The sequence below is a fragment of the Nocardia asteroides genome, from assembly GCF_021183625.1.
Taxonomy (GTDB): Bacteria; Actinomycetota; Actinomycetes; order Mycobacteriales; family Mycobacteriaceae; genus Nocardia; species Nocardia asteroides_A.
In genome coordinates this window covers 1488801-1514187 of record NZ_CP089214.1, presented here as the reverse complement: position 1 = coordinate 1514187, position 25387 = coordinate 1488801, and the positions used below count along the sequence as shown (strand labels likewise).

Here is a 25387-nt window from a genome sequence, read left to right as displayed (position 1 = left end):
GCGTACACTGTACCCGGAATGCGTACGGTGTACGCGCTGTTGCACCGGCAGACGACGAGCACGAGGAGGCGACCGACGATGACGTCCGTGGACGATGCGGTGACGGCGACTGCGGCCGGTCCCGGCCCGCGCCGCGCCTGGCTCGGCATGTCGGTGCTGCTGCTGCCGGTGCTGCTGGTGTCCATGGACATCTCGGTCCTGTTCCTCGCCATGCCGACGCTCTCCGCCGACCTGGCGCCGTCCGCCGCCCAGCAGCTGTGGATCCTGGACATCTACGGCTTCCTGCTGGCCGGGTTGCTCATCACCATGGGCAACCTGGGCGACCGCATCGGTAGGCGCAACATCCTGCTCGCCGGCTCCGCCGTCTTCGGTATCGGCTCGATCCTCGCCGCCTTCGCCACCGGCCCGGAGATGCTCATCGCGGCCCGCGCCCTGATGGGGATCGGCGGCGCGACGCTGCTGCCCTCGAGTCTGGCGCTGATCTCGGTGATCTTCCCCGAGGCGCGGCAGCGCGGCGTCGCCATCGGCGTGTGGACGGCGTTCTTCGCGGGCGGCTCGGCGGTCGGCCCCGTGGTCGGCGGCTTCCTGCTGCACCACTTCTGGTGGGGTTCGGTCTTCCTGGTCAACACCCCCGTGCTCCTGGTACTCCTGGTGGCAGGCCCGTTCCTGCTCCCCGAGCACCGCGCCCCCGAGCGCGGCCGGCTCGACCTGCGCAGCGTCGCGCTCTCCATCGGCGGCATCCTGCCCGCGGTGTACGGCGTGAAGCACGCCGCAGCCGAGGGCGTCGACGCCGAGGCCCTGATCGCCTTCGCGCTCGGCGTGCTCCTGCTGGTCCTGTTCGTCCGCAGGCAGCGCCTCCTCGACGACCCCCTGCTCGACCTGCGGCTCTTCGCCAACCGGACCTTCTCGCTCGCCATCGGCGGCATCCTGCCCGCGGTGTACGGCGTGAAGCACGCCGCAGCCGAGGGCGTCGACGCCGAGGCCCTGATCGCCTTCGCGCTCGGCGTGCTCCTGCTGGTCCTGTTCGTCCGCAGGCAGCGCCTCCTCGACGACCCCCTGCTCGACCTGCGGCTCTTCGCCAACCGGACCTTCTCGCTCGCCATCGGCGCCAGCCTCACCGGCATGATGTCGCTCGCCGCCCTGAGCTACCTCGCCAGCGTCTACCTGCAGTCCATCACCGGCCGCGACCCGCTCGCCGCCGCCTGGCTCGGCATCCCCATGGCCGTCGCCGTCTTCGTCTTCTCCATCGGCGGCTCCGGCATCGGCCGCGCCCTCGGCACCCGGCTCGCCTTCGTTGTGGCCCTGCTCGCCTCGGCGGTCGGCAACCTGATGCTGCTCGGCGTCGGGGTCGACGGGGGCGTCTGGTGGTACGTCGCCGGCTCCGCCCTGGCCGGCGTCGGCTACGGCATTGCCTTCACGTTGGTCTCGGATGTCTCGGTCTCCTCGGTCCCGCCCGAGCGCGCCGGCTCCGCCGCGGCCACCTCGGAAACCAGCTTCGAACTCGGCAACGCCCTGGGCCTGGCCCTGCTCGGCTCCCTCGCCACCGCGGTGTTCCGTGCCTCCAGCGGGACGTCCGGCACGCTCGGTGACGAGCTGCGCGAGGCGGGGTCGGACGCGGGCCGGGTAGCCACGGTCCAGGAGTCCTTCGTCACCGGCATGCACACCGCCACCACCGTCGGCGCCCTGCTCCTGGTGCTCATGGCGGCAGCCACCTGGTTCTTCGGCCCGCGCAAGCGAGCGACTGCGTCGGAGGTCGTCTCCGGCAGGGTGTAGTCGGCCGTAGTATTGCGACCGATGACCGCCACGCCGAAGCGTCCATTTCCCCCGCTGCGACCGCATTCGACGTCGGACGCCGAAGCCATTCGGGACAACGACTGGGCCGCCTTCCGCCAGCTCGAGCAGGTAGCCGACCACTGGACACTGAAGCCGTGGGCACCGGGGCAGACCGGTTTCTACTGGTACCTGACCTTCGCCGATCCCACTTTGGTCGCCCTCGCCACCCGGTGCCAGAAGGAACTCGACCGCGACGGCATCGACCCCGTACCCCTCGACGGGCTACATCTGACTCTGCTCGGCATCGGCAAGTCCGACTTCCTCTCGAGCGCGCAACTCTCGGCCATCACCGCCGTGGCACGCGGCCGCCTCCGCGGGATACGACCGTTCCACCTCGAGATCGGCCCACTCACCGGATCGCGCAGCGCACTGCGTTTCTCGGTCGCCCCGTGGGACGATCTGCTCGCACTGCACAGCGCTCTCCGCGAAGCGACCGCTGCCGTGTGCTCCTCCGCCGGAATCACGCAGACCTCGCAATTTCGGCCGCACATCGGCATCGGATACATCAACACCCCACAATCGGCGACCCGCCTCATCGAGGATGTGGCGGCGCTCCGCCACTTCCCGCCGGTCTCCGCGGAGGTAACCGAGGTGAGATTGGTGCAGCTACGTAGAGATGGCAAACGCTACCGGTGGACAGATCGGGCAATCGTGGCCCTCGGCTTCTAGCTCGGTGATGCGGCGAACTCTCGTGCTGTGGTGTCCCACTCGCGCAAGGTGTCGAGATAGTCGCCGGAAGCACGCGCGCGAATCGATCCGATAATTTCGCCGAGTTCATGGGCCCGCTGCCACACGGAGCGGATCGGGCGATCGTGGGATGCTGCGAGCGCTTCGATGCCGAGGGCCACCGCCCGATCGACATCGCGTTGCTTTCCGGAGGCCAGCGCCGCGGCCATGTCGATGCGCACCAGCGAGCGACTCCACACAGAATCGGAGCCGTTTACCCGTTCCTCCACTCGGCGACCGTAGTCGAGGGCGCGGGCGTGATCACCGGCGGACAGGAACGCCGTGGCTGCGTTCGCCATGAGGCGCGCCTCCCCGTAGGGCGCGAAGTCCAGCGCGGGAGTCAGTGCTGAGCCGGTATCGAATCGGGCTGCTACTACGGTGGCCGCATCGATGGCGGCGGCGACGCCTTCGCGGTCGCCGACTTTGCCGAGCGCCCGAGCGAGCCCGTTGGAGTACAGACGGATGGACTGCGCTCCGCCCTCGGCCAGATCGAGTCCTTCGTAGGCCGCGCGAACCGCGGCCGGGAAATCGCGCTGGTAGTAGGCGCACAAACTCTCGGTACCCTTTACCCAAGCCTGCAGATCGGTGTCCTCATGCAGGCCGGCCAGTGCGAAGGCTTCCCGGCAGTACAGGCGCGCGTGCCCGAACCGGCCCCGATTCACTGCCATGTATCCGAGGACCCCGGATAGGCGGGCGGCGATAGCGTAGAGGCGCTCGAGCTGAGCGGGATGACGACGCTGCCCGAGCATGACCTCGATCTGCCGACGCGCCTCCATGACGACCGGAGCCGAACGCAGCGGCCCCACCGATTCGTATCGCTCGATGACATCACCGAGGGTGAGCGACAGGAGCTCGAGGAATTCGCAGTCCGTATCCAATTCCGCGAGATCACGCGTTCGCGCGGCGATGACCGCCAACGGCTCGAACGGTTCCGACGCGACGCCGTAAACGGAATTCACCGAGCCGGACAGTGCTGCCCGGAATCGGGTTCGTTCGGAATCAGTGAGGCGACCCAGGACAGTGTCCATCGCCGCCGCGAATCTACCTGCCAGCTCTATGGTTTCGCGTCGTCCCTCCCATTTGCGTACCGCTCCCACGGTGAACCCGAGGGTCTCGGCGAACTCCAGCTGAGTGAAGCGCAGCGCCGCGGTGCGGAGTGCGCGAACCTCGATGCCGGTCCACTTGGTAACGATCATCGGAGCCGCCCCCGTGTTCGATGTTCGTCTCTGCGACGAGCGTAGATGTTCCGTGGTACTCACGTGGCTTCGATCCTCGACGGAGCACGGCCAGGGTGGAAGGACCGCACCGGAGCCGATTCACCGGGTGGTCACCCGATCTCCAGACGAGGAGCCAGCCATGCAGGCGAACGTAGCCGAGCCGCCGCCGCTCGGCCGCCACAATCACAGCGAAGCACAGAGACAGGACACTGAGCGTGCTGCCGAGGGACTGCTGGAGGCACGGCAACTGTTCCTGGCCTTCGCGGGCCACTTGGACGGCGGCTCCCCACTGATCGAATGGTCACGGGAACTGTCCGATCTGCACGCCACCCTGCTCACGGCATCGGTATCGGAAACGCGCCGGCCGCAGGATTTCGACAACGCCGTCACCCGGCGACACATCCAGGGCTTGATCGGTCGGATCGACGAGTGGTCGATTCTCCACCTTCCCCGCCCCGTCGCCGCACGTCGTCACACCCACTCGCTGGGCGAAGTGATCAGTCACCTCGCACGCACCTATGCGCATGCCCACGCGACGTTGCGACGCGGCGGCAGCGCCGAACACCTGCACGATGCGGCGCTGCACCTGGCACGGATCCAGGAGGGCTACGCCGATCTCCTCGCTGAGATCAGGGCACTCCGGATCGAGCTGCCTGCGGCCTTTCGCGGGCCTGAGTCATGGTGGTGACGCGCATTGTGCTGCGACGCAGCAGGCAGGACGGGCCCCGCGCCCCTAGGATCAGCACATGCTCTCGACCCTGCTCGCGCTGGCCGACTCCCGGCTGCCGATCGGCGGGCACGTGCACTCCGGCGGGGTCGAGGAGGCCGTCAGCTCCGGCCTGCTCCGCGACGCGGGCACGGTCGAGCAGTACTTGGCTCGGCGCATCCGGACCACAGCCCTGGTCACCGCGTCGCTCGCGGCCGCGGTCTGCGCCGGAACACTCACTCCGGCGCGGGCCGAACTCGAGGCCGATGCCAGGACGCCGTCGCCCGCGGCGCGGGACGCTTCCCGAGCTCAGGGACGCGGCCTGCTCCGGCTGGCGAGCAAACTCCGCCCCGGCCCGGCCTGGGCGGAGCTGGCCCCGCGTCCGCACCTGTCGACCGTGTTCGGCCTGGTCGGCCGTGAGTACGAGACCACCCCGCGGGAGATCGCGAATGTCGTCGTCTATACGACGCTCACCGGCGCGGCCACGGCCGCTCAGCGGCTCCTGGCGCTGGATCCGGCAGCGATAGCGGCCACCACGTTCCGCCTCACGCACCTCTGCGACGCGACCGCGGAGGAAGCGGCGAAAGGGCTCGCCGCACTCTCGGACCCGCTGCAGGACGCGCTGGCGGAACGCCATCCGCGCCGCGAAATGCCCCTGTTCGCCAGCTGAAAGGACGACCGAATGCCCCCGCACCTCATCGACGGTGAACCGCACGACCACACCCATGACCGCCCGAAGCGGGAGCGCGTCCCGGGCGAGGCGCTGCGGGTGGGGATCGGCGGTCCGGTGGGGTCGGGGAAGACGGCGCTGGTCGCGGCGCTGTGCAGGCAGCTGCGGGACGAGCTCTCGCTGGCCGTGCTGACCAACGACATCTACACCACCGAGGACGCCGACTTCCTGCGCAGGCACGCGGTGCTTCCGGACGAGCGGATCACCGCGGTGCAGACCGGCGGCTGCCCGCACACCGCGATCCGCGACGACATCACCGCCAACCTCGACGCCATCGACGACCTGGTGGCCGCGAATCCGCCGCTGGATCTGATCCTGGTGGAGTCCGGCGGTGACAATCTGACGGCGACCTTCTCCTCGGGGCTGATCGACGTGCAGATCTTCGTGGTGGACGTGGCGGGCGGGGACAAGGTGCCGCGCAAGGGCGGGCCGGGCGTCACCTTCTCGGATCTGCTGGTCGTGAACAAGACCGATCTGGCGCCGCTGGTCGGGGCCGACCTCGGGGTGATGGAGCGCGACGCGGCGAAGGTGCGGGAGGGGCGGCCGACGGCGCTGATCTCGCTCACCGCGGACCCGGCGGCGACGCCGGTGCTCGCCTGGGTGCGCGAGCAGCTGGGCGTGGTGCGGGAGCGGGACGCGGTCGCCGGGTCGGCGGCGCACTGAGGTGCGTACCGTCCTGCGCGTGCTCGCGGCGCCAGGGATCTCGCCGCGGATCGAGGCCGAGGGCGGGATCGCGGCGCGGCAGACCGGGCCGGAGACGGTGCACCTCATCGGCACCGCCGCGGTGCCGCTCGGCGGCGACCACCTGGAGCTGAGCATCGAGGTGCTGCCCGGCGCGCGGCTGCGGGTGCGCTCGGTGGCGGCCATGATCGCGCTGCCCGCGCGCGGGACGCCGGATTCGACCGCGCGCTGGCGGCTCACGGTCGGGGCCGGGGCCGAGCTGGACCTGGACACCGAGCCGACGATCGTCGCGGGCGGGGCGCGGCACCGCACGGTGACCGAGCTGCGGCTGGCGCCGGATGCCGCGGTGCGGGTCAGGGAGCGGGTGCGGATCGGGCGGGCCGGGGAGGACGACGGGCACTGGACCGGCGAGGTGATCGCCGACATCGACGGGGCGGAATCCGTTCCGTTGCTGCGGCATCGGCTGGAGCTGGGGTCGGGGAGCGGTACCGACGACGCGCTGAGTGCGGCGCGCACGCTGGAGAGCGTGCTGCTCTACCCGGACGAGCGCCCCGCCGAAACCGTCGGTCTGACCGCCGCCCGCCTCCCGCTCGCCGCGGGCGGCAGTCTCTACACCGAGGTCGGGATCGTCCGGCCCGGCCGGACGGAAACATCGCGGACCGCAGTCGCGGCCCGCGCCTGAACACGCGCCGCCCCGCAGCTCCAGCGAGTCGCCGAGCGCGCGGATTCGGGGCGCACCGCCACCGCCGCGACCACCCGGCCGCCACAACGCACGATGCGGCGACGACCGGCACGAACCCGGCCACCGCCGCGACGCGCGGTGCGCCGAAAACCCTCAGCGCACCGCTCCTGCGAACTACTGAACCGGCGCTCCGAACCCCGGCGTTCCGTACCCGATCCCGGCACCGACGGCGGCACCGATCGCCCCGCCGAGCGCGGCGGCGGGCACCGCGATCACGGCACCGCCGATCGCCCCGCCGAGGATGGGGCCGATGAGCAGCCCGATCGGCAGGAACGGCACCCCGGCGAGCAGCCCGGCACCGGCGCCGACGATCACCGACGCCGAGGTGATCGGCATCGACAGGTTGGTGGCGACGGTCGCCCCGATCGCGGCCGAGCTGAGCGTCTGCGCCGCCATCTTGTCCGACCGGCTGCGCTCCATGCCAATCGAATCGTAGAAGGTCGCGAGCTGCGCCTCGGCCTGCGCGGCCCCGTCGTTCACCGCGAACACCTGGTCCGGCGCGAGGAATCCGGGGGTGTCGATGATGATGTCGCCGATCCGGATCTTGCCCTCCGGCGGCGCGATCGGCGCCACCGCCTCGACCGGGATCGGGGCGTGCAGTGCCCCGGCGGGCGCCAGGTAGCCCTGGTCAGGCAGCGCCCGGTAGAGCGGCGCGTCGACCGGCACCGCGAAAGGCACGGCGACCGGAGCGGCCCCACCGGTCAGCTCGCGCAGGGGAGCGGAGAGCTCCGGCAGCGCGATCTCCGCGGGCTGCCCGGCGAACAGCGCGGCCAGCGGATCGGCCGCGGTGCGCTGCTCGGGCTGGGTCACCGGGTCGGGCGAGCCGGGGTCGGCGTTCGCGGTTCCGGCGCCGACGAGCGCCACGACCAGCGGCAACGCGCCCAGCGCGACCATCGATCCGATCTTCTGCCGCTGTGCGTTGGGCGCCCGGTGTCTCCCCGGTTGTGCCCCCACGATGGCCATACGTCACCTTTCATCCGGCTGGAACGACAAATCCCGACGTTCTCATTCGGATCTGGGTGCGCTGTCGGATGGGTCACACGGCGGGGTGGCTGCTCTCCTGCTTCCCCGGCCGCTCGCCACCGGCCGGTTCGACGGCCGAGCCATCCGCGATGTCCTCGGTGGTGGTCGACTCCGCGAGCGCCGCGTCCAGCGGAACCTGGCTGCCGACGTGGCCCTGCCGATCTCCGGGCGGGGCGCCGAGCGCGGCGGCGAGTTCGTCCGCCTCCTCCTCGTCGGCGTTCACCGCCTCCAGCGCGAGCCGCGCCATCACCCACTGCTCGGTCGCGGCCATCTGCCCGCGGCTGCGGCCGGAGAAGGTGACGAACCACTGGATCACCGTGACGATCCGGCTCCGGTACCCGATCAGGTAGTAGAGATGCAGCGCGAGCCAGGCCAGCCAGGCGATGAAGCCGCCGAACTCCAGCTTGCCCACCTGGCACACCGCGCTGAACCGCGAGACGGTGGCCATGCTGCCCTTGTTCAGGTACTTGAAGGGTTTGCGCTCGGCGGGCTGCTGCCCGTTCAGCCCGGCCTTGATCTGCTTGGCGGCGTAGGTCGCGCCCTGGATCGCGCCCTGCGCCTGGCCGGGGACCCCCGGCACCGACATCAGGTCGCCGACGACGAAGACGTTCGGGTGGCCCTTGATGGTGAGGTCCGGCTCGACCACGACCCGCCCGGCCCGGTCGGTCTCGGTGCCGTCGGAGCGCTCGGCCAGCATCTTCCCGAGCGGGCTGGCCTGCACGCCCGCGGACCAGACCTTGCAGGACGATTCGATCCGGCGGACCGTGCCGTCCTTGTCCTTCACCGTGACGCCGTTGGCGTCGATATCGGTGACCATGGCGTTGAGCTGCACCTCGACGCCCATGTTCTCCAGCCGGCGGCGGGCCTTGTTGCCCAGCTTCTCGCCCATCGGGCCGAGCACCGCGCCCGCGCCCTCCAGCAGGATGACCCTGGCGTCGCGCGGGTCGATGTTCTTGAAGGTGCCCTCGAGCGTGCGGTCGGCCAGCTCGGCGATCTGCCCGGCCAGCTCGACGCCGGTCGGGCCCGCGCCGACCACGACGAAGGTGAGCAGCCGGTCGCGCAGCTCCTGCGTGGTGGCCAGCTCGGCGCTCTCGAAGGCGCCGAGGATGCGGCCGCGTAGCTCGAGCGCGTCGTCGATGGTCTTCATGCCGGGGGCGTAGGTGGCGAACCGGTCGTTGCCGAAGTAGGACTGCTGCGCCCCGGTGGCGACGATCAGGCTGTCGAACGAGGTCCGGGTGTTCTGGTTGAGCAGCCGCGAGCTGACGGTCCGGTGCTCGAGGTCGATGTCGGTGACATCGCCGAGCAGCACCTGCACGTTCTTCTGCTTGCGCAGCACCAGCCGGGTGGCGGGGGCGATCTCGCCGACCGAGAGGATGCCGGTCGCCACCTGGTAGAGCAGCGGCTGGAAGAGGTGGGTCGATGTCTTCGAGATCAGGGTGACGTCCACGTCGGCGCGCTTGAGGTGCTTGGCGCCGAACAGGCCGCCGAACCCGGAACCGATCACCACCACCCGGTGCCGATGCGTCTCCACGGGCTCAGTGCTCATCGTCGTGCTCCTCGACAGACGGGGGCGTACCCCAGTGTTGCGGACACGCCTACCGTAGTCGGCCGGTGCGCGAGCGTCACGGCGAGTCGCGGCGTGCCGGGAGAACGCGCGTGCCGCGGCACCGATGGGTGCCGCGGCACGGGAGGTGCGCCGGGAAAGGCCGGGGTCAGCGACCGGAGAAGAGGATCTTCGCGACCTCGGTGTCGGTGGCGGCGCCCTCGGTGTAGCCGCCCTCGTCGCCCATCGCGGTCATGATCGCGAGGGTGTAGCGCTCGCCGGGGCCCGCGAAGCCGACCGAGTTGACCACCCAGCCGCCCTGCTCGGCGGACCAGCCGTTCTTCAGGCCGGGGCGCATCCGGTCGCCCGCGCCCCAGACGCCCCAGTGCTGGTTGGAGTCGACGGAGCGCATCCGGTCGAACAGGTAGCCCCGGTCGTCCGGGTGCATCTGGGTGAAGATGTTGTCCAGCAGCCGGTCCAGGTCGGCGGCGGTGCACTTCTGGAACGACCAGTCCGGGAAGAGCGCGGTCTCGGTGGGCTGCGGCACCAGGGTGTTCATGCCGTTCGCCCGGAACGCGTTGTTGAACGCCATCCGGTCGATGCCGGCGTACTTGGTCCACAGCACGTCGGTGGCGTGGTCGTTGGAGGTGGCGAGCATGGACTCCAGCAGCCCGCGATCCTCCGGCGACAGCTGGATGGCGCCGACCCTGGCGCGGTTCAGCAGGTCGGCCGCGATGGCCAGTTTGATGGTGGAGGCGGTCCACACCGAGTTCTCGGCGTGCTCGTTGGCGTAGACGCCGCCGGTCACGCGGTCGCGCACCACGTAGCCGGTGCTGCCGGGGCGGCCGGCCAGGTAGGCGTCGGCCTTGGCGATCCGGCTGCTCAGGTCGGCGTCGAAACCGGCGAGATTCGCCTGTTCCAGCATCGGGATGCCGGGCGCGGCCTGCGCGGCGGACAGGGAAACGGTACCGCTGGAGACGACGATCGCCGCCGCGGCGAGGGCACAGACGGATGCGGCCACGCGGGGAACAGACCGGGTGGCGGCCAACTGATGACGCACGGTTGCCCACGATGGCACATCGCCGACGCGAATGCACGTCCCGATCCGGCTACCGGCCGGTACCCGGCCGTAATCCGTTGTGCCCCTGCGTTTCAGCGGAACGCGGCGCGTAATTCCTCGACCGTCCGGCCGTTCAGCCGGTAGCAGTGCTCGAAGGCCTCGCCGTGCCGATTTCGCGGCCACGCGTGCAGCACGACGCCGCGCCCGAAGTGCCGTGAATTCACCAACTCCCAGTGCTCGCCGACGCGGCGAACGGTGAAGCCGCCCTTCGGAAGCAGGGGAGTTACCAGCGCAACCATGAGCGCGAGACCAGCCTTTCGAGATACAAGCCCTGTGCATCCCCCCGGACGGTGCCGTTCCCCCCTCGACGCAGCACTGTGGCACAGGGGGCTACCCCGGCCTCGCGACACCGCACCCGACGCGCCGGGGTTGTGGTGCAGATCACGTAGCGCGGACGGGCTCGGCGGATCCCAGCGGGTCGCCGAGGCCATGGGCAACCGCCGGGCGTATAACCGTTGCGGAAACGCACGATCGTCGAGGGGGTGGCATGCCGCTGCACATCCATCGTGCCGAGCGCGCCGACACCCTGGCCGACGCGCTGGCGCGGCAGCTGGCGACCCCGCCCGCCGACCCGTTCACCGCCGAGGTGGTGGCGGTGCCCGCCAAGGGGATCGAGCGCTGGCTGACCCAGCGGCTCTCCGGCGTGCTCGGCACCTCGGGGCCGGGCGCCGCGGACGGGATCGCCGCCGCGATCCGCTTCCCCTCGCCCGCGGCGCTGGTCGCGGAGTGCCTGGCGGCGGCGAGCGGTGTCGCGGCCGCGGACGATCCGTGGGAGCGGGACCGGGTGGTCTGGGCGCTGCTCCGGGTGCTGGACGGGGTGCTCGGTGCGCCCTGGGCAGCCGTGCTGACCAGGCATCTCGGCGCGGAGCACCGGGCGGGGCGGCGCTACGCCACCGCGGTCGGGCTGGCGGCGCTCTTCGAGAGCTACGCGGCGCAGCGGCCGGAGCTGATCCTCGCCTGGGCGGCGGGCGCGGACACCGACGGCGCCGGGCGCCCGCTCCCCGCCGACCTGGGCTGGCAGCCCGCGCTGTGGCGGGAGCTGCGCGCGGCCACGGGGGTGCCAGGCCCGGCCGAGCGGCTGGCCGAGGTCTGCGCCCGGCTGCGCGCCGATCCGGCGAGCACCGCACTGCCGCATCGCCTCTCGCTCTTCGGCCCGACCCGGCTCCCCGCCGACCAGCGCGCGGTCCTGGCCGCCCTCGCCGCCCACCGCGAGCTGCACCTGTGGCTCACCCACCCGAGCCCCGCGCTCTGGGACCGCATCGCCACCCGCCCGCCCGCCCTGCTCCGCAGCGCCGACACCAGCGTCCGCGCGGTCCGCAACCCCCTGCTCGCCGGCCTCGGCCGCGACGTCCGCGAACTCCAGCAGCGGCTGGCCGGTTGCGACGCGGAGATCATCGACGAGTACCACCCGCCCGCCCCGCCGGGCACCGGCCGGTCCGGGCCCGGAGCGCCCTCGGCCGGAGCACCGCACACCCTGCTGGCCGCCGTTCAGGCCGCCGTCCGCGAGGACACCTGGCCCCCGGCCCCCGACCCGTCCCTCGCGGACGACGGCACCGTCCGCATCCACCTCTGCCACGGCCGGGACCGCCAGGTCGAGGTGCTCCGCGACGCCCTCTTCGGCCTCTTCGCCGCCGACCCAACCCTGGAGCCGCGCGACGTCCTGGTCATGTGCCCGGACGTCGAGACCTTCGCCCCGCTGGTGCGCGCCGCCTTCGGCTCGCGGGGCAGCGCCGACGCCGCGGACGAGCACGCGCACCCCGGGCACCGGCTCCGGGTCCGGCTGGCCGACCGCGGCCGCGCCGTCACCAACCCGCTGCTCACCGTGGTGGCGACGCTGCTGGAGCTGGCCGACGGCCGGGTCACGGTGACCCAGGTGCTCGATCTGGCCGCGGCCGAGACCGTCCGCCGCCGCTGCGGTTTCGACGACGACGAACTGGAGCGGCTGCGCGGCTGGGCCGCCGATTCCGGCGCCCGCTGGGGCATCGGCCTGCGCCAGCGCCAGGCCTTCGGCCTCGCCGATTTCGCGCAGAACACGCTGAACAGCGCGGTCGACCGGATCCTGCTCGGCGTCACCGCGGCCGAGACCGACGGCGACTGGCTCGACCTCGCGCTCCCGCTGGACGACGTGGACAGCAACGACGTCGACCTGGCCGGGCGCTTCGCCGAGTTCGTCGACCGGCTCGCGGTCTGCCTGCGCGACCTGCGCGGCCCGCGCCCGGCCCCGGAGTGGAGCGCGGTGCTGATCCGCGCGCTCGACCTGCTCTGCGACGTCCCCGAGCAGCTGGCCTGGCAGCGCACCGAGGCGCGGACCGAGCTCGCCGCCGCCACCGAGCACGCGGGCGAGGTGGTGCTGCGCCTCGCCGACGTCGCCACCGTGCTCGCCGGCCGGCTCGGCACCGCGCCGACCAGGGCCAACTTCCGCACCGGCGAGCTCACCGTCTGCACCCTGGTGCCGATGCGCTCGGTGCCGCACCGGGTGGTGGTGCTGCTCGGCCTCGACGACGAGGTCTTCCCGCGCGCGGGCGGCGTCGACGGCGACGACGTGCTGGCCCGCGACCCGCAGGTCGGCGAGCGCGAGCCGCGCGGCGAGGACCGCCAGCTGCTGCTGGACGCGGTGCTCGCCGCGCAGGAGCGGCTACTGGTCTGCTACACCGGCGCCGACCCGGTGACCGGCGCGCACCGCCCGCCCGCGGTGCCGGTGGCCGAGCTGCTCGACGCCCTGCGCGCGCACACCGGCGCAGGCGCGGACCGGGTCGTCGTCCGGCACCCGCTGCAGAGCTTCGACCGGAGGAACTTCGCGCCGGAGCATCCCTTCGGCTTCGACCCCGTCGCGCTGGCCGGCGCCGAGGCCGCCGCGCGACCCCCGCGCCCGCGCCCCGCCTTCCTGGCCGACCCGCTGCCCCCGCCGGAGCCGGGCGACGTCGAGCTGGCCGAGCTGATCGCCTTCGTCGAGCACCCGGTGCGCGCCTTCCTCGGCCAGCGGCTCGGGCTGCGCGTGCCCGACCACGAGGAGGAGATCGACGACCGGCTCCCGGTTGAGCTGGACGGCCTGGCCAAGTGGGATCTGGGCGAGCGGCTGCTCGCCGCCCGGCTCACCGGCGCCGACCCGGAGACCCTCCGGGCCGCGGAGTGGCGCCGCGGCGGCCTGCCGCCCTTCGCCTTCGGCGCCGCCGTGCTGGACGAGGTGGAGCGCACCGTCGAGACCCTGGTGCGCACCGCGCAGCCGCACTACGAGATCCCCGCCCGCGCGGTGGACATCGCGCTCGACCTCGGCAACGGCCGCAGGCTCACCGGCACCGTGCCCGAGGTGCACGGCGACCGGCTGGTGCGCACCACCTTCTCCCGGGTCGCGGCCAAGCACCGGATCGCGGCCTGGGTGCCGCTGCTCGCGCTGAGCTGCACCGAGGACCGCTCCTGGCAGGCGCTCACCATCGGGCGCGGGCGGTTCCGCACCCCCGCCTGGCGCAGCGAGCTGACCGCCCCTGAGCCGCCGGCCGCGCTCGGCGTCCTGCGCACCCTTGTCGCCATGCGCGATGCCGGGCTCAGCGAGCCGCTCCCGATCGCGCCGACCGCCACCGCCGCCTACGCGCAGAGCCGGATGCTCGGAAACCGCAGGGAGGACGCCGAATACGCCGCCCTGCAGGAGTTCGACGGCGACTACGGCGACAACCGGGATCGGCACCTGCGCTACGTCTGGGGCGAGCGGGTTACGCTGGCGTCGCTGCTCGCCGCGCCCGCCCCGCAGGGCGGCGGCGCGGGCGAGCCGACCCGGTTCGGCGCCCTGGCCAGGCGGCTCTGGGAGCCGCTGCTCCGCGCCGAGCAGCAGGGCAGGCCGTGAGCCGGGCCGCGACCGGGACCACAACGGCCGAGCCGGTAGCCGACGCCTTCGACCCCGCCGGGCCCCTGCCGACCGGAACCACGGTGCTGGAGGCCAGCGCGGGCACCGGGAAGACGCACGCCATCGTCGGGCTCGCGGTGCGCTACGTCGCCGAGGCCGGGATCGATATCGCCGACCTGCTGCTGGTCACCTTCAGCCGGGCCGCGACCCAGGAGCTGCGCGAACGCACCCGCGACCGGTTCGTCGCGGTCGCCGCCGCACTCGCCGAGCCGGAGCGGGCGGCCGCGCACGACGACGAGCTGGTGCGCGCGCTCGCCGCCGCCGAGCCCGCGCTGCGCAGGCAGCGGCTGCTGGCCGCGCTCGCCGAGTTCGACGCCGGCACCATCGCCACCACGCACAGCTTCTGCCAGCGCATGCTGGACGAACTCGGCCTGGCCGGAGACGACGACCCGGGCAGCAGGCTGGTGGAGAACGTGGACGAGGTGGTGCAGACCGTCGCCGACGACCTCTACCTCGCCCGCTACGCCCGCACCGCGCCGCCCTTCCCGCTGAAGGCCGCCCGCGCGCTGGCCCTGGCCGCGGTGCACGACCGGCACGCCGCGCTCGCCCCGGAGGGCGACGGCGAGGCGGGCGAGCGGGTCGCCTTCGCCACCGCCGTGCGCGCCGAGACCGAGCGCCGCAAGCGGCTGCTCGGGCTGCGCGACTTCGACGACCTGCTCGTGGTGCTGCACGAGGTGCTGGCCGACCCGCTGCACGGCCCGGCCGCGCGGGCCAGGGTTCGCGAGCGCTTCCCGGTGGCGCTGGTGGACGAGTTCCAGGACACCGACCCGCTGCAGTGGGAGATCCTCCGGCTCGCCTTCCACGGCGCATCGACGCTGGTGCTGGTCGGCGACCCCAAGCAGGCCATCTACGCCTTCCGCGGCGCCGAGGTGCTCAGCTACCTGGACGCCGTCGCGGTCGCCGACGCCAGGCACGAGCTGACGCAGAACCGGCGCAGCGACGCCGGGCTGCTGCGCGCGCTGGCGCACCTGCACGGCGGCGCCGCGCTCGGGCACCCGGCGATCACCGTCGCCGCGGTCGAGCCGACCAGGGAGTGGAGCAGGCTCACCGGCCCGGACGAGCGGATCGTGCCGCTGCGGCTGCGCTGCCTGCCGCGCACCGGCGCCGGGCCGCTCGGCTCGTCGGGGTTTCCGCAGATCGGCCGGGTGCGGGAGCGAGCAGCGGCCGACCTCGCCGACGACGTGGTCGGGCTGCTGGAGTCCGGGGTCCGGCTCCGGGACCGGACCGGGGTGCTGCGCGACCTCGGCCCCGGCGACATCGCGGTGCTGGTGCGCACCCGGTCGCAGATCGAGGTGGTGCGCGCCGCGCTGGACCAGGTCGGGGTCGCCTCCGTGCTGGCGGGCGGCACCAGCGTCTTCGGCACCCCGTCGGCCACGCACTGGCTCTGGGTGCTACGCGCCCTCGAGCAGCCACACCGCTCGGACCGGGTGCGCCTCGCCGCCTGCACCCCGCTGCTCGGGGTGGACGCGGCCGAGCTCGACCGCGGCGGCCCCGAGCTGACCGGGCGGATCAGCACGCTGCTGCGCGAGGCCGGGCGGCTCTTCGCCAGGGCCGGCTTCGCGGCGGTCTTCGAGCGGCTCGCCGCCGCGACCGAGCTCGCGCCCCGGCTGCTCGCGGTGCGCAACGGCGAGCGCGAGCTCACCGACCTGCGGCACCTCGCCCAGCTGCTGGACCAGGTCGCGCTCACCGACGGGCTCGGCCTCACCGCGCTCACCCGCTGGCTCGGCGACCGGGTGCGCGACCCCGCCTCCGGCAGCGTCGCCGACCGCAGCCGCAGGCTGGACCGCGACTCCGCCGCGGTGCAGATCGCCACCGTGCACGCCAGCAAGGGGCTGGAGTTCCCGATCGTCTACCTGCCCTTCGCCTGGGACAGCGCGCGCAACCCGAAGCCGGCGACCCAGCTCTACCACGACGGCCGGACCCGGGTGCTCGATGTCGGCGGCCCCGACGTCCCCGGCGCCGCCGAGGCCAAGCGCAGGGCCGAGGCGGAGGAGTCGGGGGAGGAGCTGCGGCTGCTCTACGTCGCGCTGACCCGTGCCATGTGCCAGGTCGTCGCCTGGTGGGCCCCCGCCTGGGGCACCGACTCCGCCCCGCTGCACCGGATGACGCTCGGCCGCCCCGACCGCGGCGCCGAGGTGCCCGCCCGCGCCCCCGTCCCCGCCGACGCCGCCGCGCTGGCCGCGCTCACCGCGTGGGCGGCCCCCGCCGACGGCGCCATCGCGGTCTCCGCCCCGGACGGCGCCGCCGCCGCCGAGCCGCGCCGCATCCGGGTCGAGCCGCACACCGGCGCGCTCGCCGCCGCCCCCTTCGACCGAACCCTCGACCACCAGTGGCGCCGCACCTCGTACTCCGCGCTCACCGCGGGCGCGCACGAGGCGGCCGCCGCGGCCGAGACCGAACCGGAGGACGACCGCGCCCACCCGGACGAACCCGCCGGAACCCCGGTCATCGACCCGGACGACCCCTTCGCCGCCGCGGCCCCCGCCGCCGCGCCATCGCCGATGAACTCGCTGCCCTACGGCGCCGAGTTCGGCACCCTGGTGCACGGCGTGCTCGAGCTGGTCGACACCGACGCCGCCGATCTCGCCGCCGAGGTGCGCGCCCGCTGCGCGACCGCCGTGCACGCCGCGGCCTCCGCCGCCGACCCCGAGGTACTGGCCGACGCGCTGCTCGCCGTCCTGCACACCCCGCTCGGGCTCGGCCACACCCTGGCCGAGATCCCGGCCTCCGACCGGCTGAACGAGCTCGACTTCGAGCTGCCGCTGGCCGGTGGCGAGCGCCCGGCCGCGGCCGCCGCCTCGCTGCCCCGGATCGCCGCGCTGCTGGCGAAGCACCTGCCCGCCGACGACGTCCTCGCCGGGTACCCGGCGCAGCTGGCGCAGCTGGACGGCGGCGCACTGCGTGGCTACCTGACCGGCAGCATCGACGCGGTGCTCCGGCTGCCCGGCCCGCGCTTCGTCGTGGTCGACTACAAGACCAACCGGCTCGGGCTCGGCGACCTCACCGTCGCGCACTACACCGGGGAGCGGATGGCCGCCGAGATGATCCGCTCGCACTACCCGCTGCAGGCGGTGCTCTACGCCGTCGCGCTGCACCGCTTCCTGCGCTGGCGGCTGCCCGGGTACGACCCGGAGCGGCACCTCGGCGGGGTCAGGTACCTGTTCGTGCGCGGCATGATCGGCCCGCAAACCCCCGGCGGCGCGGGCGTTTTCGAGTGGGCGCCGCCCGCCGCGCTGGTCACCGAGCTCTCCGACCTGCTGGCGGGGGTGGCGGCGTGACCTCGATCCAGATCGCGCAGCGCGGCACCGGGCTGCTCCGGCTCTTCAACGAGGCCGGGGTGCTCGCCTCGGCCGACGTGCACGTGGCCACCCGGCTGGCCCGGCTCGGCCGGGAGGACCGCGAGGAGGTGCTGCTCGCCGCGGCGCTCGCGGTGCGCGCGGTGCGCTCCGGCTCGGTCTGCCTGGAGCTGGACCGGATCGCGGAGATCGGCGTCGACGCCGACGAGACCCGCGAGCCCGCCCCCGGGCTCGACCCGGCCGCGCTGCCATGGCCCGACCCGGCGGCGCTGGTCGCCGCGCTGCGCACCAGCCCGCTGGTCCGCGGCGGCTCCGCCGGGCCGCTGCGCCCGCTCTACCTGCTCGAGGGCGGCCCGGAGGGCGGCCCGCTGCTCTACCTGGACCGATACCACAAGCAGGAGCAGATCATCCGCCGCGTGCTCACCGAGCGCGCCGCAGGCCACCCCGAGGTCGACCCCGCGCTGGTACGCGGGGAACTCGACCGGCTCTTCGGCGCCGCGACCGCGGGCTCCACCGACCGGCAGCGGCTCGCCGCCGCGGTCGCGGCCACCCGCTGGACCACCGTGGTCGCGGGCGGGCCCGGCACCGGCAAGACGCACACCATCGCCCGCGTCCTCGCCCTGCTGGCGGCCGAGCGGGCCGCCCGCCCCAAGCTGCCCGCGCTGCGGATCGCGCTGGCCGCGCCCACCGGCAAGGCCGCGGCCCGGCTGCAGGAGGCGGTGCGCGAGCAGGCCGCCGAGATCGGGCTGCCCGAGCTCACCGCGGCCACCCTGCACCGGCTGCTCGGCTGGCAGCGCGGCCGCGCCACCCGCTTCAAGCACCACGAGTTCAACCGGCTGCCCTACGACGTGATCGTGGTGGACGAGACCTCCATGGTCTCCTCCACCCTGATGAGCAGCCTGCTCGCCGCGCTGCGCCCGGACACCCGCCTGGTCCTGGTCGGCGACCCGGACCAGCTCGCCTCCGTCGACGCGGGCGCCGTCCTCGCCGACCTCGTCGCGGGCCCGATCCGCGGGGACGGGAACCCGGTCCTCGCCGAGATCATCGGCGCCGCTCCGCCCGCGGAGGCCGGGTCGACCGGCGGCGTCTCCGCCACCGAGGCGCTGACCCCGCGCGAACGTGCGCGCCTCGCCGGCGGCATCGTCCGCCTGACCCGGGGCCGCCGCTTCGGCGGCACCATCGCCGCACTCGCCGTCGCCGTGCGCGCGGGCGACGCGGACACCGCGCTGGAGCTCCTCGCCTCCGGCGCCGACGACGTCGAACTGCGCGCCCCCGACGACATCGCCGCCGTCCGCGCGGACGTGGTCACCGCCGCCCGCGCCGTCACCGCCGCCGCCATCGACGGCGACGCCGAGAAGGCGCTCGCCGCGCTGGAATCGCACCGCCTCCTCTGCGCGCACCGCCAGGGCCCGTTCGGCGTCGAGCGCTGGGACCGCCTCGCCGCCGAGTGGGCCGCGGCCGGCGGCGCCACCGCCGACCCGCAGCAGCACCTCTGGTACCCCGGCCAACCCCTGCTGGTCACCGCCAACGACCACGAGGCCAGGATCTACAACGGCGACACCGGCGTCATCGTCCGCCTCCCGGACGGCACCCTGCGCGCCGCCCTGCACCGCGGCAGCACCCCGTACCTGGTGCACCCCACCCGCTTCTCCGCCGTCGTCTCGGTCTTCGCCATGACCATCCACCGCAGCCAGGGCAGCCAGTACGGCACCGTCTCGGTGGTCCTCCCCGAACCCGAATCCACCCTGCTCACCAGGGAGCTGCTCTACACCGCGATCACCAGGGCGCGCGGCCGCGTCCGGGTGATCGGCACCGAGGCCGCCATCCGCGCGGGCATCGACCGCCGCGTGCTCCGCGCCAGCGGCCTCTCCCGGCCCGGTTAGTCGCGCAGCAGCCCGGGGACGGTCTGCGCATACTCCAGGTCGGCGCGGGTGCCGAGCGTGGTGAGCAGCACCCGGATCATGGTCAGCCGCGCCTCGCCCACCACCGCGGGCTCCGGCTCGGAGCCGGGGGCGCTGGCCGCCGAGACCCGGTAGACCACGTACTCGCAGAGGTGCAGCGCGGCATCCAGGTCCAGCGGGGTCGGCACCGGGCGGTCGAGCACGCGGAAGGTCTCCCGGATGATGCCGCGGATGTCATCCAGCGCCTCCTCGCGGTAGGCCGAGACCGGCGAGCCGGGGTCGTGCAGCTCGGCGAAGAGCGGCCGCAGCATGGTGCCGTGGCCGCGCGCCCAGGCCAGGTAGGCGTCGATCAGCCGGATGCCGAGCTCGACGCCGTGCAGCGGCGCGGTGGCGGAGCCGAGCGCGGTGCGGATCCCGCCGACCAGCTCCTGGTTGGAGACGGTGAGCAGCGCGTGCAGCGGCTCGGCGGCGTTCGCGAAATAGCGGTAGAAGGTCGGGCGCGCCAGCCCGGCCCGGTCGATGATCTGCGCGACACTGAGCCCGCGCGAACCGGTCCCGGTGAACACCGCCGCGGTGGCCGCCACGATCCGGGCGCGCACCTCGTCTGCCTGCTCCGGCGTCTGCGGGGGGCGACCCCGGCGGGCCGGGCGCTCGGTGTTGTGATCGGTCACAGTTTCTCGCCATCGCCGCATGTGGCACGGGACGTGAGGCTTGACACCGGGGGTCGCACGGCCATTACTCTAACAGCAGTGTTCATTTAATGAGCGCCCATCGACCACCACCCCGAGCACCACGGAAGAGCCGCCCATGACGCCTGCCGCCCTCCCCGCCGACCTGGTCAAGCCGCTGCTGGAGCGGGCGACCGCGGGCGGCGCGCCGTCGGTCGAGGTGTTCGCCCCCGCCACCGGTGCCAAGATCGCCGACCTGCCGCAGTCCTCCACCGACGACATCGAGCGCGCCTTCACCACCGCCCGCGCCGCGCAGGCGCAGTGGGCCGCGCGGCCGGTGCGCGAGCGGGTCGCCGTGCTGCGCAGGCTGCACGACATCGTGCTCGGCGAGCAGGAGACCATCCTCGACATCGTGCAGACCGAGACCGGCAAGGCCCGCGCGCACGCCTTCGACGAGGTCGGCGATGTCGCGGTGAACGCCAGGTACTACGCATCGGTGGCGAGCAAGCTGCTCTCCACCCGGCGTCCGCGCGGCGTGCTCCCCGTGCTCACCCGGGTCGATGTCAGGCAGCGGCCGAAGGGCGTCGTCGCGGTCATCTCGCCGTGGAACTACCCGCTCGCGCTCGCCGTCTCCGACGCGCTGCCCGCCCTGGTCGCGGGCAATGCCGTGGTCGCGCGGCCGGACAACCAGACCGCGCTCACCGCGCTCTGGGCCATCGACGCCGCCGAGCGCGCCGGGCTGCCGCGCGGGCTCTGGCAGGCCGTGCTCGGCCGCGGCCGCGACATCGGCGGCGAGGTGATCGCCCGCGCCGACTACGTCGACTACACCGGCTCCAGCGCCACCGGCCGCACCATCGCGCAGCAGGCGGGCGAGCGGCTGATCGGCTACTCGCTGGAGCTCGGCGGCAAGAACCCGCTGCTGGTGCTCGCCGATGCCGACGTGCCGCGGGCCGCGAAGATCGCGATCCGCGCCTGCTTCGCCTCGGCGGGCCAGCTCTGCGAGTCCATGGAGCGGATCTACGTGCACGACAGCGTGTACGACCGCTTCGTCGCGGAGTTCACCGCGCACACGAAGAACATCGAGCTCGGCGGCGCGCTGGACTACAGCGCCGGGATGGGCTCGCTCACCTTCCAGCGCCAGCTCGACACCGTGCAGCAGCACGTGGACGACGCCGTCGCCAAGGGCGCGACCGTGCTCGCCGGCGGCAAGCACCGGCCCGACCTGGGCCCGTACTTCTACGAGCCGACGGTGCTCGCCGACGTCACCGAGGAGATGACGGTCTACCGCGAGGAGACCTTCGGCCCGGTGGTCTCGGTCTACCGGGTGGCCGACGACGACGCCGCGGTGGCCGCCGCCAACGACACCGCCTACGGCCTGAACGCCAGCGTCTGGACCAGGGACGCGGCCCGCGGCCGGGCCGTCGCGGCCCGGATCAACGCCGGCTCGGTGAACGTCAACGAGGGCTTCATCGCCGCCTGGGGCAGCTCGGACGCCCCCTCCGGCGGGCTCGGCATCTCCGGCACCGGCCGCAGGCACGGCCCCGAGGGGCTGCTCAAGTACCTCGACACCCAGACCATCGCGCAGCAGCGGGTGCTGCCGATCGCCCCGCTGCCCGGCATGTCCGAGGAGCTGTGGGCCAAGACCATGACGCTCTACTTCGGCGTCATGAAGACCCTGCGACAGAAGTGAGGAACGCAGCGATGAAGCTGGAATCGGTCGCCGGGCGCACGGTGCTGGTCACCGGCGCCGCCATGGGGCTCGGCAAGCTCTTCGCCACCACGGCGGTGCGCGAGCGCGCCGCCGCGGTGGTGCTCTGGGACATCAACGAGGCCGCGCTCAAGGAGACCGCGGCCGAGCTGACCGAGCTGGGCGGCACCGTGCACTACAACGTGGTCGACGTGTCGTCGCAGGAGGCGATCACCGAGGCCGCGGCCGCGGTGCGCGCCGAGGTCGGCGATATCGACATCCTGGTCAACAATGCCGGCATCGTGCGCGGCAACCAGTACTTCTGGGAGACCACGAACCGCGCCGACATCGAGAAGACGATGGCGATCAACTCGCTGGCGCCGATGTGGATCACGCTGGAGTTCCTGCCCGCCATGGTGGCGTCGAAGTCGCCGTCCCGGGTACTGAACATCGCCTCGTCGGCCGGGCTGGTCGCCAACCCGCGGATGAGCGTCTACGCCGCCTCCAAGTGGGCCGCGATCGGCTGGTCCGACTCGGTGCGCATCGAGCTGGAGCAGGCCGGGCACGAGCACGTGAAGATCACCACGGTCTGCCCGACCTACATCGACACCGGCATGTTCGACGGCGCCAAGGGCTTCTGGTTCACCCCGATCCTCAAGCAGGACGTGGTGGTGGCGACCTCGTGGACGCAGATGAAGGCCGGGACACCGGTGCTCGTGCTGCCCTGGACCTCGCGGTTCAACAAGGCGCTCTCCGGGTTGCTCCCGATCCGGGCCCGCGACCTCTTCCTGAACACCGTCGGCGTGTACCGCTCGATGGACCACTTCACCGGTCGCAAGGAGAGCTGAGCGCCCCGATCAGTACGGTCGTGCCGTGCTCGCCGGATTCGGCGAGCCGGCCGGCCAGGTTGTTCGCCGCCAGCGCCTCCAGTGCCGAATCGGCCTGTGCGGCGCTGGTTTCCATGAGGACGTGACCGCCGGGGGCGAGCCACTCGGGCGCGCCCGCCGCCACCCGGCGGAGTACGTCGAGCCCGTCCGCGCCGCCGTCCAGCGCGCGGCGCGGCTCGTGCTCGCGGGCCTCGGGCGGGAGGGTGGCGACGGCCTCGCTCGGCACGTACGGCACGTTCGCCAGCAGGACGGCGATCGTGCCGCGCAGCGAGTCCGGCAGGGCGTCGAAGAGATCGCCCTCGTACACCTCGCCGGCGGATCCGAGATTGCGCCGCGCGCAGGCGACGGCGGCGGGCTCGATGTCCGCCGCCACCAACCGCACCGCGACCTCCCGCGCGCAGGCGAGCCCGAGCGCCCCGGTACCGCAGCACAGGTCGACCAGCACCGGCGCGGCCCGGTCCACCGGCAGACCGGCTGCCTCGCCAGGCACCGCGGGCACCGGCCGCGCACCCGCCGCTCGGAGCAGCGGAAGCGCCGCGTCCACGAGCTCGGCCGTCCGCGCCCGCGGCACGAACACCCCGGGCGCCACTCCGACCCGTAACCCGCGGAACTCGGCCCAGCCGAGAATCTGCTCCAGCGGCTCCCCGCCGACCCGCCGCACCACCAGCGCCTCCAGCTCGCCGCTCGCCTCGAGCAGCAGCCGCGCCTCGTCCTCGGCGAAGACGCACCCCGCCGCCCGTAACCGCGCCACGATCCCGGCGACGTCGGCACGATCCGGGGCGGGGCGGGGGAGCACGGGCACCGCGCCATCCTGCGCGCCGCCGCGCGCCCCGTCCACCCTTTTCAGCGGCTGGCGGCGAGCCGGAAGGTGCGGGTGGCGTCCAGGTAGATTCCGCGCTGCCCGGCTCGGCTCGGCGGCGGTAGGTTCGACACCAGCTGCTCCAGCGACACCATCGCCCCGATGACCGCGGTCCCGGCGACGATGAAATCGGCGACCGCCCGGCGGATGTGGTTCGGCGAGGTCACCACGACGGCGCTGGTCAGCCCGGCATTGCGCAGCAGGTCGGTGCTGAACAGCGCGTTCTGCACGGTCGAGCCGGCCCGGTTCTCCACGATGATCCGGCCCGCCGGGATCCCGCGCCCGATCAGCCAGCCCGCCATGGCGTCGGCCTCGGCGACGCCGTTCTGCGGGTTGCCGCCGGTGACGACAACCCGGGAGAAGGGCGCGGCGATCGCCTGCACCCACGCGGCGTTCAGCCGGTGCACCAGCTCCGGGCGCAGCGCGCCGTCCGGCAGCAGGCCGTAACCGAGCACGACGATGCCGGTCTGCGGCCCGATCAGGGCGGGCAGCGGGTTGGGCAGCGTGCCGACGGCTGCACCGATCGCGTCCAGCACCCGGCGGGTGCCGTTCGCGCGGGCCGGGTCGAGCGCGGCGAGCCTGCGGAAGGCGTCGTCCACCCCGATCCGGTCGCCCGCGTAGTGCGACCAGACCGCCTGCAGCGCGATCGCCTCGGTGTCGTCCGGCGCGGCGCCGACGAGCGCGCGCAGGTCGGCGCGGCCCGCGGCGTCGTCACCGGCGGCGAAGTGCCGCTGCGCGGAGTTGTAGAGGGCGTCCGGGTCGGGATCGGCCGCCGCGGGCGCGGCGACCGCCCCGGTCAGCGCGAGCGCGGTCAGCGCCGCGAGCAGAAGTCTTCGGATTCGGGGAGTCGCCACAGGTCAGACCTTTCGCGAAGGGCAGCCGGCTGTGCTGTAGGAGCAGCGACCACGATACGGCTGGGGCTGATGTTGCCGGTGTGATCGAGCCGTACTGCGGCGATTCGGGCCGCAAGAGTGACACCGGAGCGGTGCTCCGAAACCGCCCCGATAGGGTTGACCCCGTGGAGACCGCATCGCTGACCGGCAAGGAAGCCGCCGCCGCCCTGAACGCCGAGACCACCGAGCTGGCCGCCGCGCTCGCCGCCGGCGGCCGGGCCCCGCGCCTGGCGCTGGTGGTCGCGAACGCCGATCCGGCCAGCGCCTGGTACGTGAACTCGCTGCGCAAGTCCGCCACCAACCGCGGCATCGAGTGCGACACCGTCGACCTCGGCACCGACGCCGACATCGCCACGCTGCGCGCCGAACTCGCCGCCCGCACCGCCGACCCCGCCGTCGACGCCATCATGCTGCAGACCCCGCTGCCCGCCGGCGTGAAGCTCGAGGACGTCGCCTCCGCCATCGGCGCGGACAAGGACGTCGACGGCGTCTCCCCGCTCTCGCTCGGCCTGCTCGCCGCCAACACCCCCGTCTTCGCCCCCGCCACCGCCGAGGCGGTCGTTGTGCTGCTGAAGCGGCACGGCATCGAGCTGACCGGTCGGCACGTCGCGGTGGTCGGCCGCTCCAACGTGGTCGGCAAGCCGCTGGCCCAGCTGCTGCTCGCGGAGAACGCCACCGTCACCGTCGCGCACTCGCGCACCGCCGACCTCGCCGCCGTCACCTCGGCCGCCGACATCGTGGTCGCCGCCGCGGGCCGGGCCGGGCTCATCCGCGCCGAGCACGTCCGGGAGGGCGCCGTCGTCATCGACGTCGGCACCAACGAGGGGCCGGACGGCAGCATCGTCGGCGACGTCGACGCCGACAGCGTGCGCGGCCGCGCCGCCGCGTTGAGCCCGGTCCCCGGCGGCGTCGGCCCGGTCACCACCGCGCTCCTCATGCGCCACGTGGTCCGAGCGGCCGAGCGGGCCCGCGGCTGA

19 protein-coding genes and 1 pseudogene are annotated in these 25387 nt (G+C 73.5%); 12 read left to right on the top strand and 8 right to left on the bottom strand.

The genetic code is table 11. The annotated features are described in order from the left end of the window. The first annotated feature begins 78 nt into the window (after window positions 1-78). Window positions 79-1773, top strand: a complete 1695-nt coding sequence (locus LTT61_RS07395; protein WP_233019186.1) for an MFS transporter — start codon at window positions 79-81, stop codon at window positions 1771-1773. Between the two features lie 21 nt (window positions 1774-1794). Next, window positions 1795-2502, top strand: coding sequence for a 2'-5' RNA ligase family protein (locus tag LTT61_RS07390; protein ID WP_233019185.1), 708 nt, complete (start codon window positions 1795-1797; stop codon window positions 2500-2502). On the opposite strand, the gene LTT61_RS07385 is transcribed toward LTT61_RS07390, so the two are convergent. Continuing rightward, window positions 2499-3755, bottom strand: coding sequence for a helix-turn-helix domain-containing protein (locus tag LTT61_RS07385; protein WP_233019184.1), 1257 nt, complete (start codon window positions 3753-3755; stop codon window positions 2499-2501). The genes LTT61_RS07390 and LTT61_RS07385 overlap by 4 nt on opposite strands. Before the next feature lie 160 nt (window positions 3756-3915). Between LTT61_RS07385 and LTT61_RS07380 the strand changes: the two genes are divergently transcribed. Genes LTT61_RS07380 through LTT61_RS07365 form a run of 4 tightly spaced genes read left to right on the top strand, consistent with a single transcriptional unit; the run spans window position 3916 to window position 6575 of the window. After that, window positions 3916-4464 (top strand): hypothetical protein, encoded by a 549-nt coding sequence (locus LTT61_RS07380; RefSeq protein ID WP_233019183.1) that lies wholly within the window; start codon window positions 3916-3918, stop codon window positions 4462-4464. A gap of 58 nt (window positions 4465-4522) precedes the next feature. After that, entirely contained in the window at window positions 4523-5152 is a 630-nt protein-coding gene (locus LTT61_RS07375; protein WP_233019182.1) for an urease accessory protein UreF, read from the top strand. Between the two features lie 12 nt (window positions 5153-5164). Beyond that, window positions 5165-5875 (top strand): urease accessory protein UreG, encoded by a 711-nt coding sequence (ureG, locus tag LTT61_RS07370; protein WP_233019181.1) that lies wholly within the window; start codon window positions 5165-5167, stop codon window positions 5873-5875. Between the two features lies 1 nt (window position 5876). After that, window positions 5877-6575, top strand: coding sequence for an urease accessory protein UreD (locus tag LTT61_RS07365; RefSeq protein WP_420094747.1), 699 nt, complete (start codon window positions 5877-5879; stop codon window positions 6573-6575). A 174-nt stretch (window positions 6576-6749) separates the two neighbouring features. On the opposite strand, the gene LTT61_RS07360 is transcribed toward LTT61_RS07365, so the two are convergent. The 4 genes from LTT61_RS07360 to LTT61_RS07345 all read right to left on the bottom strand — a co-directional run bounded on the left by LTT61_RS07360 (window position 6750) and on the right by LTT61_RS07345 (window position 10560). Then, window positions 6750-7529 (bottom strand): hypothetical protein, encoded by a 780-nt coding sequence (locus LTT61_RS07360; RefSeq protein ID WP_233019179.1) that lies wholly within the window; start codon window positions 7527-7529, stop codon window positions 6750-6752. Window positions 7530-7671: 142 nt separating this feature from the next. Further along, entirely contained in the window at window positions 7672-9204 is a 1533-nt protein-coding gene (locus tag LTT61_RS07355; protein ID WP_233019178.1) for an NAD(P)/FAD-dependent oxidoreductase, read from the bottom strand. A gap of 166 nt (window positions 9205-9370) precedes the next feature. Beyond that, on the bottom strand, window positions 9371-10222 hold the full coding sequence (locus LTT61_RS07350) for a tat pathway signal sequence (protein WP_233019177.1): 852 nt from the start codon (window positions 10220-10222) through the stop codon (window positions 9371-9373). Window positions 10223-10353: 131 nt separating this feature from the next. Then, a complete protein-coding gene (locus tag LTT61_RS07345) occupies window positions 10354-10560 on the bottom strand; it encodes a hypothetical protein (RefSeq protein WP_233019176.1) in 207 nt (68 codons plus the stop codon). 248 nt (window positions 10561-10808) lie between these two features. On the opposite strand from LTT61_RS07345, the gene recC reads away from it, so the two are divergent. The 3 genes from recC to recD are packed head-to-tail and all read left to right on the top strand — an operon-like array spanning window position 10809 to window position 19398. Beyond that, window positions 10809-14159, top strand: a complete 3351-nt coding sequence (gene recC, locus LTT61_RS07340; protein ID WP_233019175.1) for an exodeoxyribonuclease V subunit gamma — start codon at window positions 10809-10811, stop codon at window positions 14157-14159. Then, window positions 14156-17497 (top strand): UvrD-helicase domain-containing protein, encoded by a 3342-nt coding sequence (locus tag LTT61_RS07335; RefSeq protein WP_233019174.1) that lies wholly within the window; start codon window positions 14156-14158, stop codon window positions 17495-17497. The genes recC and LTT61_RS07335 overlap by 4 nt, the downstream gene beginning before the upstream one ends. Further along, window positions 17494-19398, top strand: a complete 1905-nt coding sequence (recD, locus tag LTT61_RS07330; protein ID WP_233019173.1) for an exodeoxyribonuclease V subunit alpha — start codon at window positions 17494-17496, stop codon at window positions 19396-19398. Before LTT61_RS07335 ends, recD begins: the two co-directional genes overlap by 4 nt. On the opposite strand, the gene LTT61_RS07325 is transcribed toward recD, so the two are convergent. Next, on the bottom strand, window positions 19395-20087 hold the full coding sequence (locus LTT61_RS07325) for a TetR/AcrR family transcriptional regulator (RefSeq protein ID WP_233019172.1): 693 nt from the start codon (window positions 20085-20087) through the stop codon (window positions 19395-19397). The two genes, recD and LTT61_RS07325, sit on opposite strands and share 4 nt — an antisense overlap. 133 nt (window positions 20088-20220) lie before the next feature. Between LTT61_RS07325 and LTT61_RS07320 the strand changes: the two are divergent. Continuing rightward, window positions 20221-21774 (top strand): annotated as a pseudogene (locus tag LTT61_RS07320) (succinic semialdehyde dehydrogenase); the annotation flags it as partial. Window positions 21775-21785: 11 nt separating this feature from the next. Then, entirely contained in the window at window positions 21786-22619 is an 834-nt protein-coding gene (locus LTT61_RS07315) for an SDR family NAD(P)-dependent oxidoreductase (protein WP_233019170.1), read from the top strand. On the opposite strand, the gene LTT61_RS07310 is transcribed toward LTT61_RS07315, so the two are convergent. Both LTT61_RS07310 and LTT61_RS07305 read right to left on the bottom strand, forming a co-directional pair. Further along, window positions 22597-23460, bottom strand: coding sequence for a putative protein N(5)-glutamine methyltransferase (locus LTT61_RS07310; protein WP_233019169.1), 864 nt, complete (start codon window positions 23458-23460; stop codon window positions 22597-22599). The genes LTT61_RS07315 and LTT61_RS07310 overlap by 23 nt on opposite strands. Window positions 23461-23501: 41 nt before the next feature. After that, window positions 23502-24371, bottom strand: coding sequence for a YdcF family protein (locus LTT61_RS07305; protein ID WP_332909234.1), 870 nt, complete (start codon window positions 24369-24371; stop codon window positions 23502-23504). A 164-nt stretch (window positions 24372-24535) separates the two neighbouring features. Here LTT61_RS07305 and LTT61_RS07300 point away from each other — a divergent pair, with 164 nt between their 5' ends. Next, window positions 24536-25387 carry a bifunctional 5,10-methylenetetrahydrofolate dehydrogenase/5,10-methenyltetrahydrofolate cyclohydrolase gene (locus tag LTT61_RS07300; RefSeq protein ID WP_233019168.1) on the top strand — a complete coding sequence of 284 codons (852 nt, stop codon included), beginning with the start codon at window positions 24536-24538 and terminating at the stop codon, window positions 25385-25387.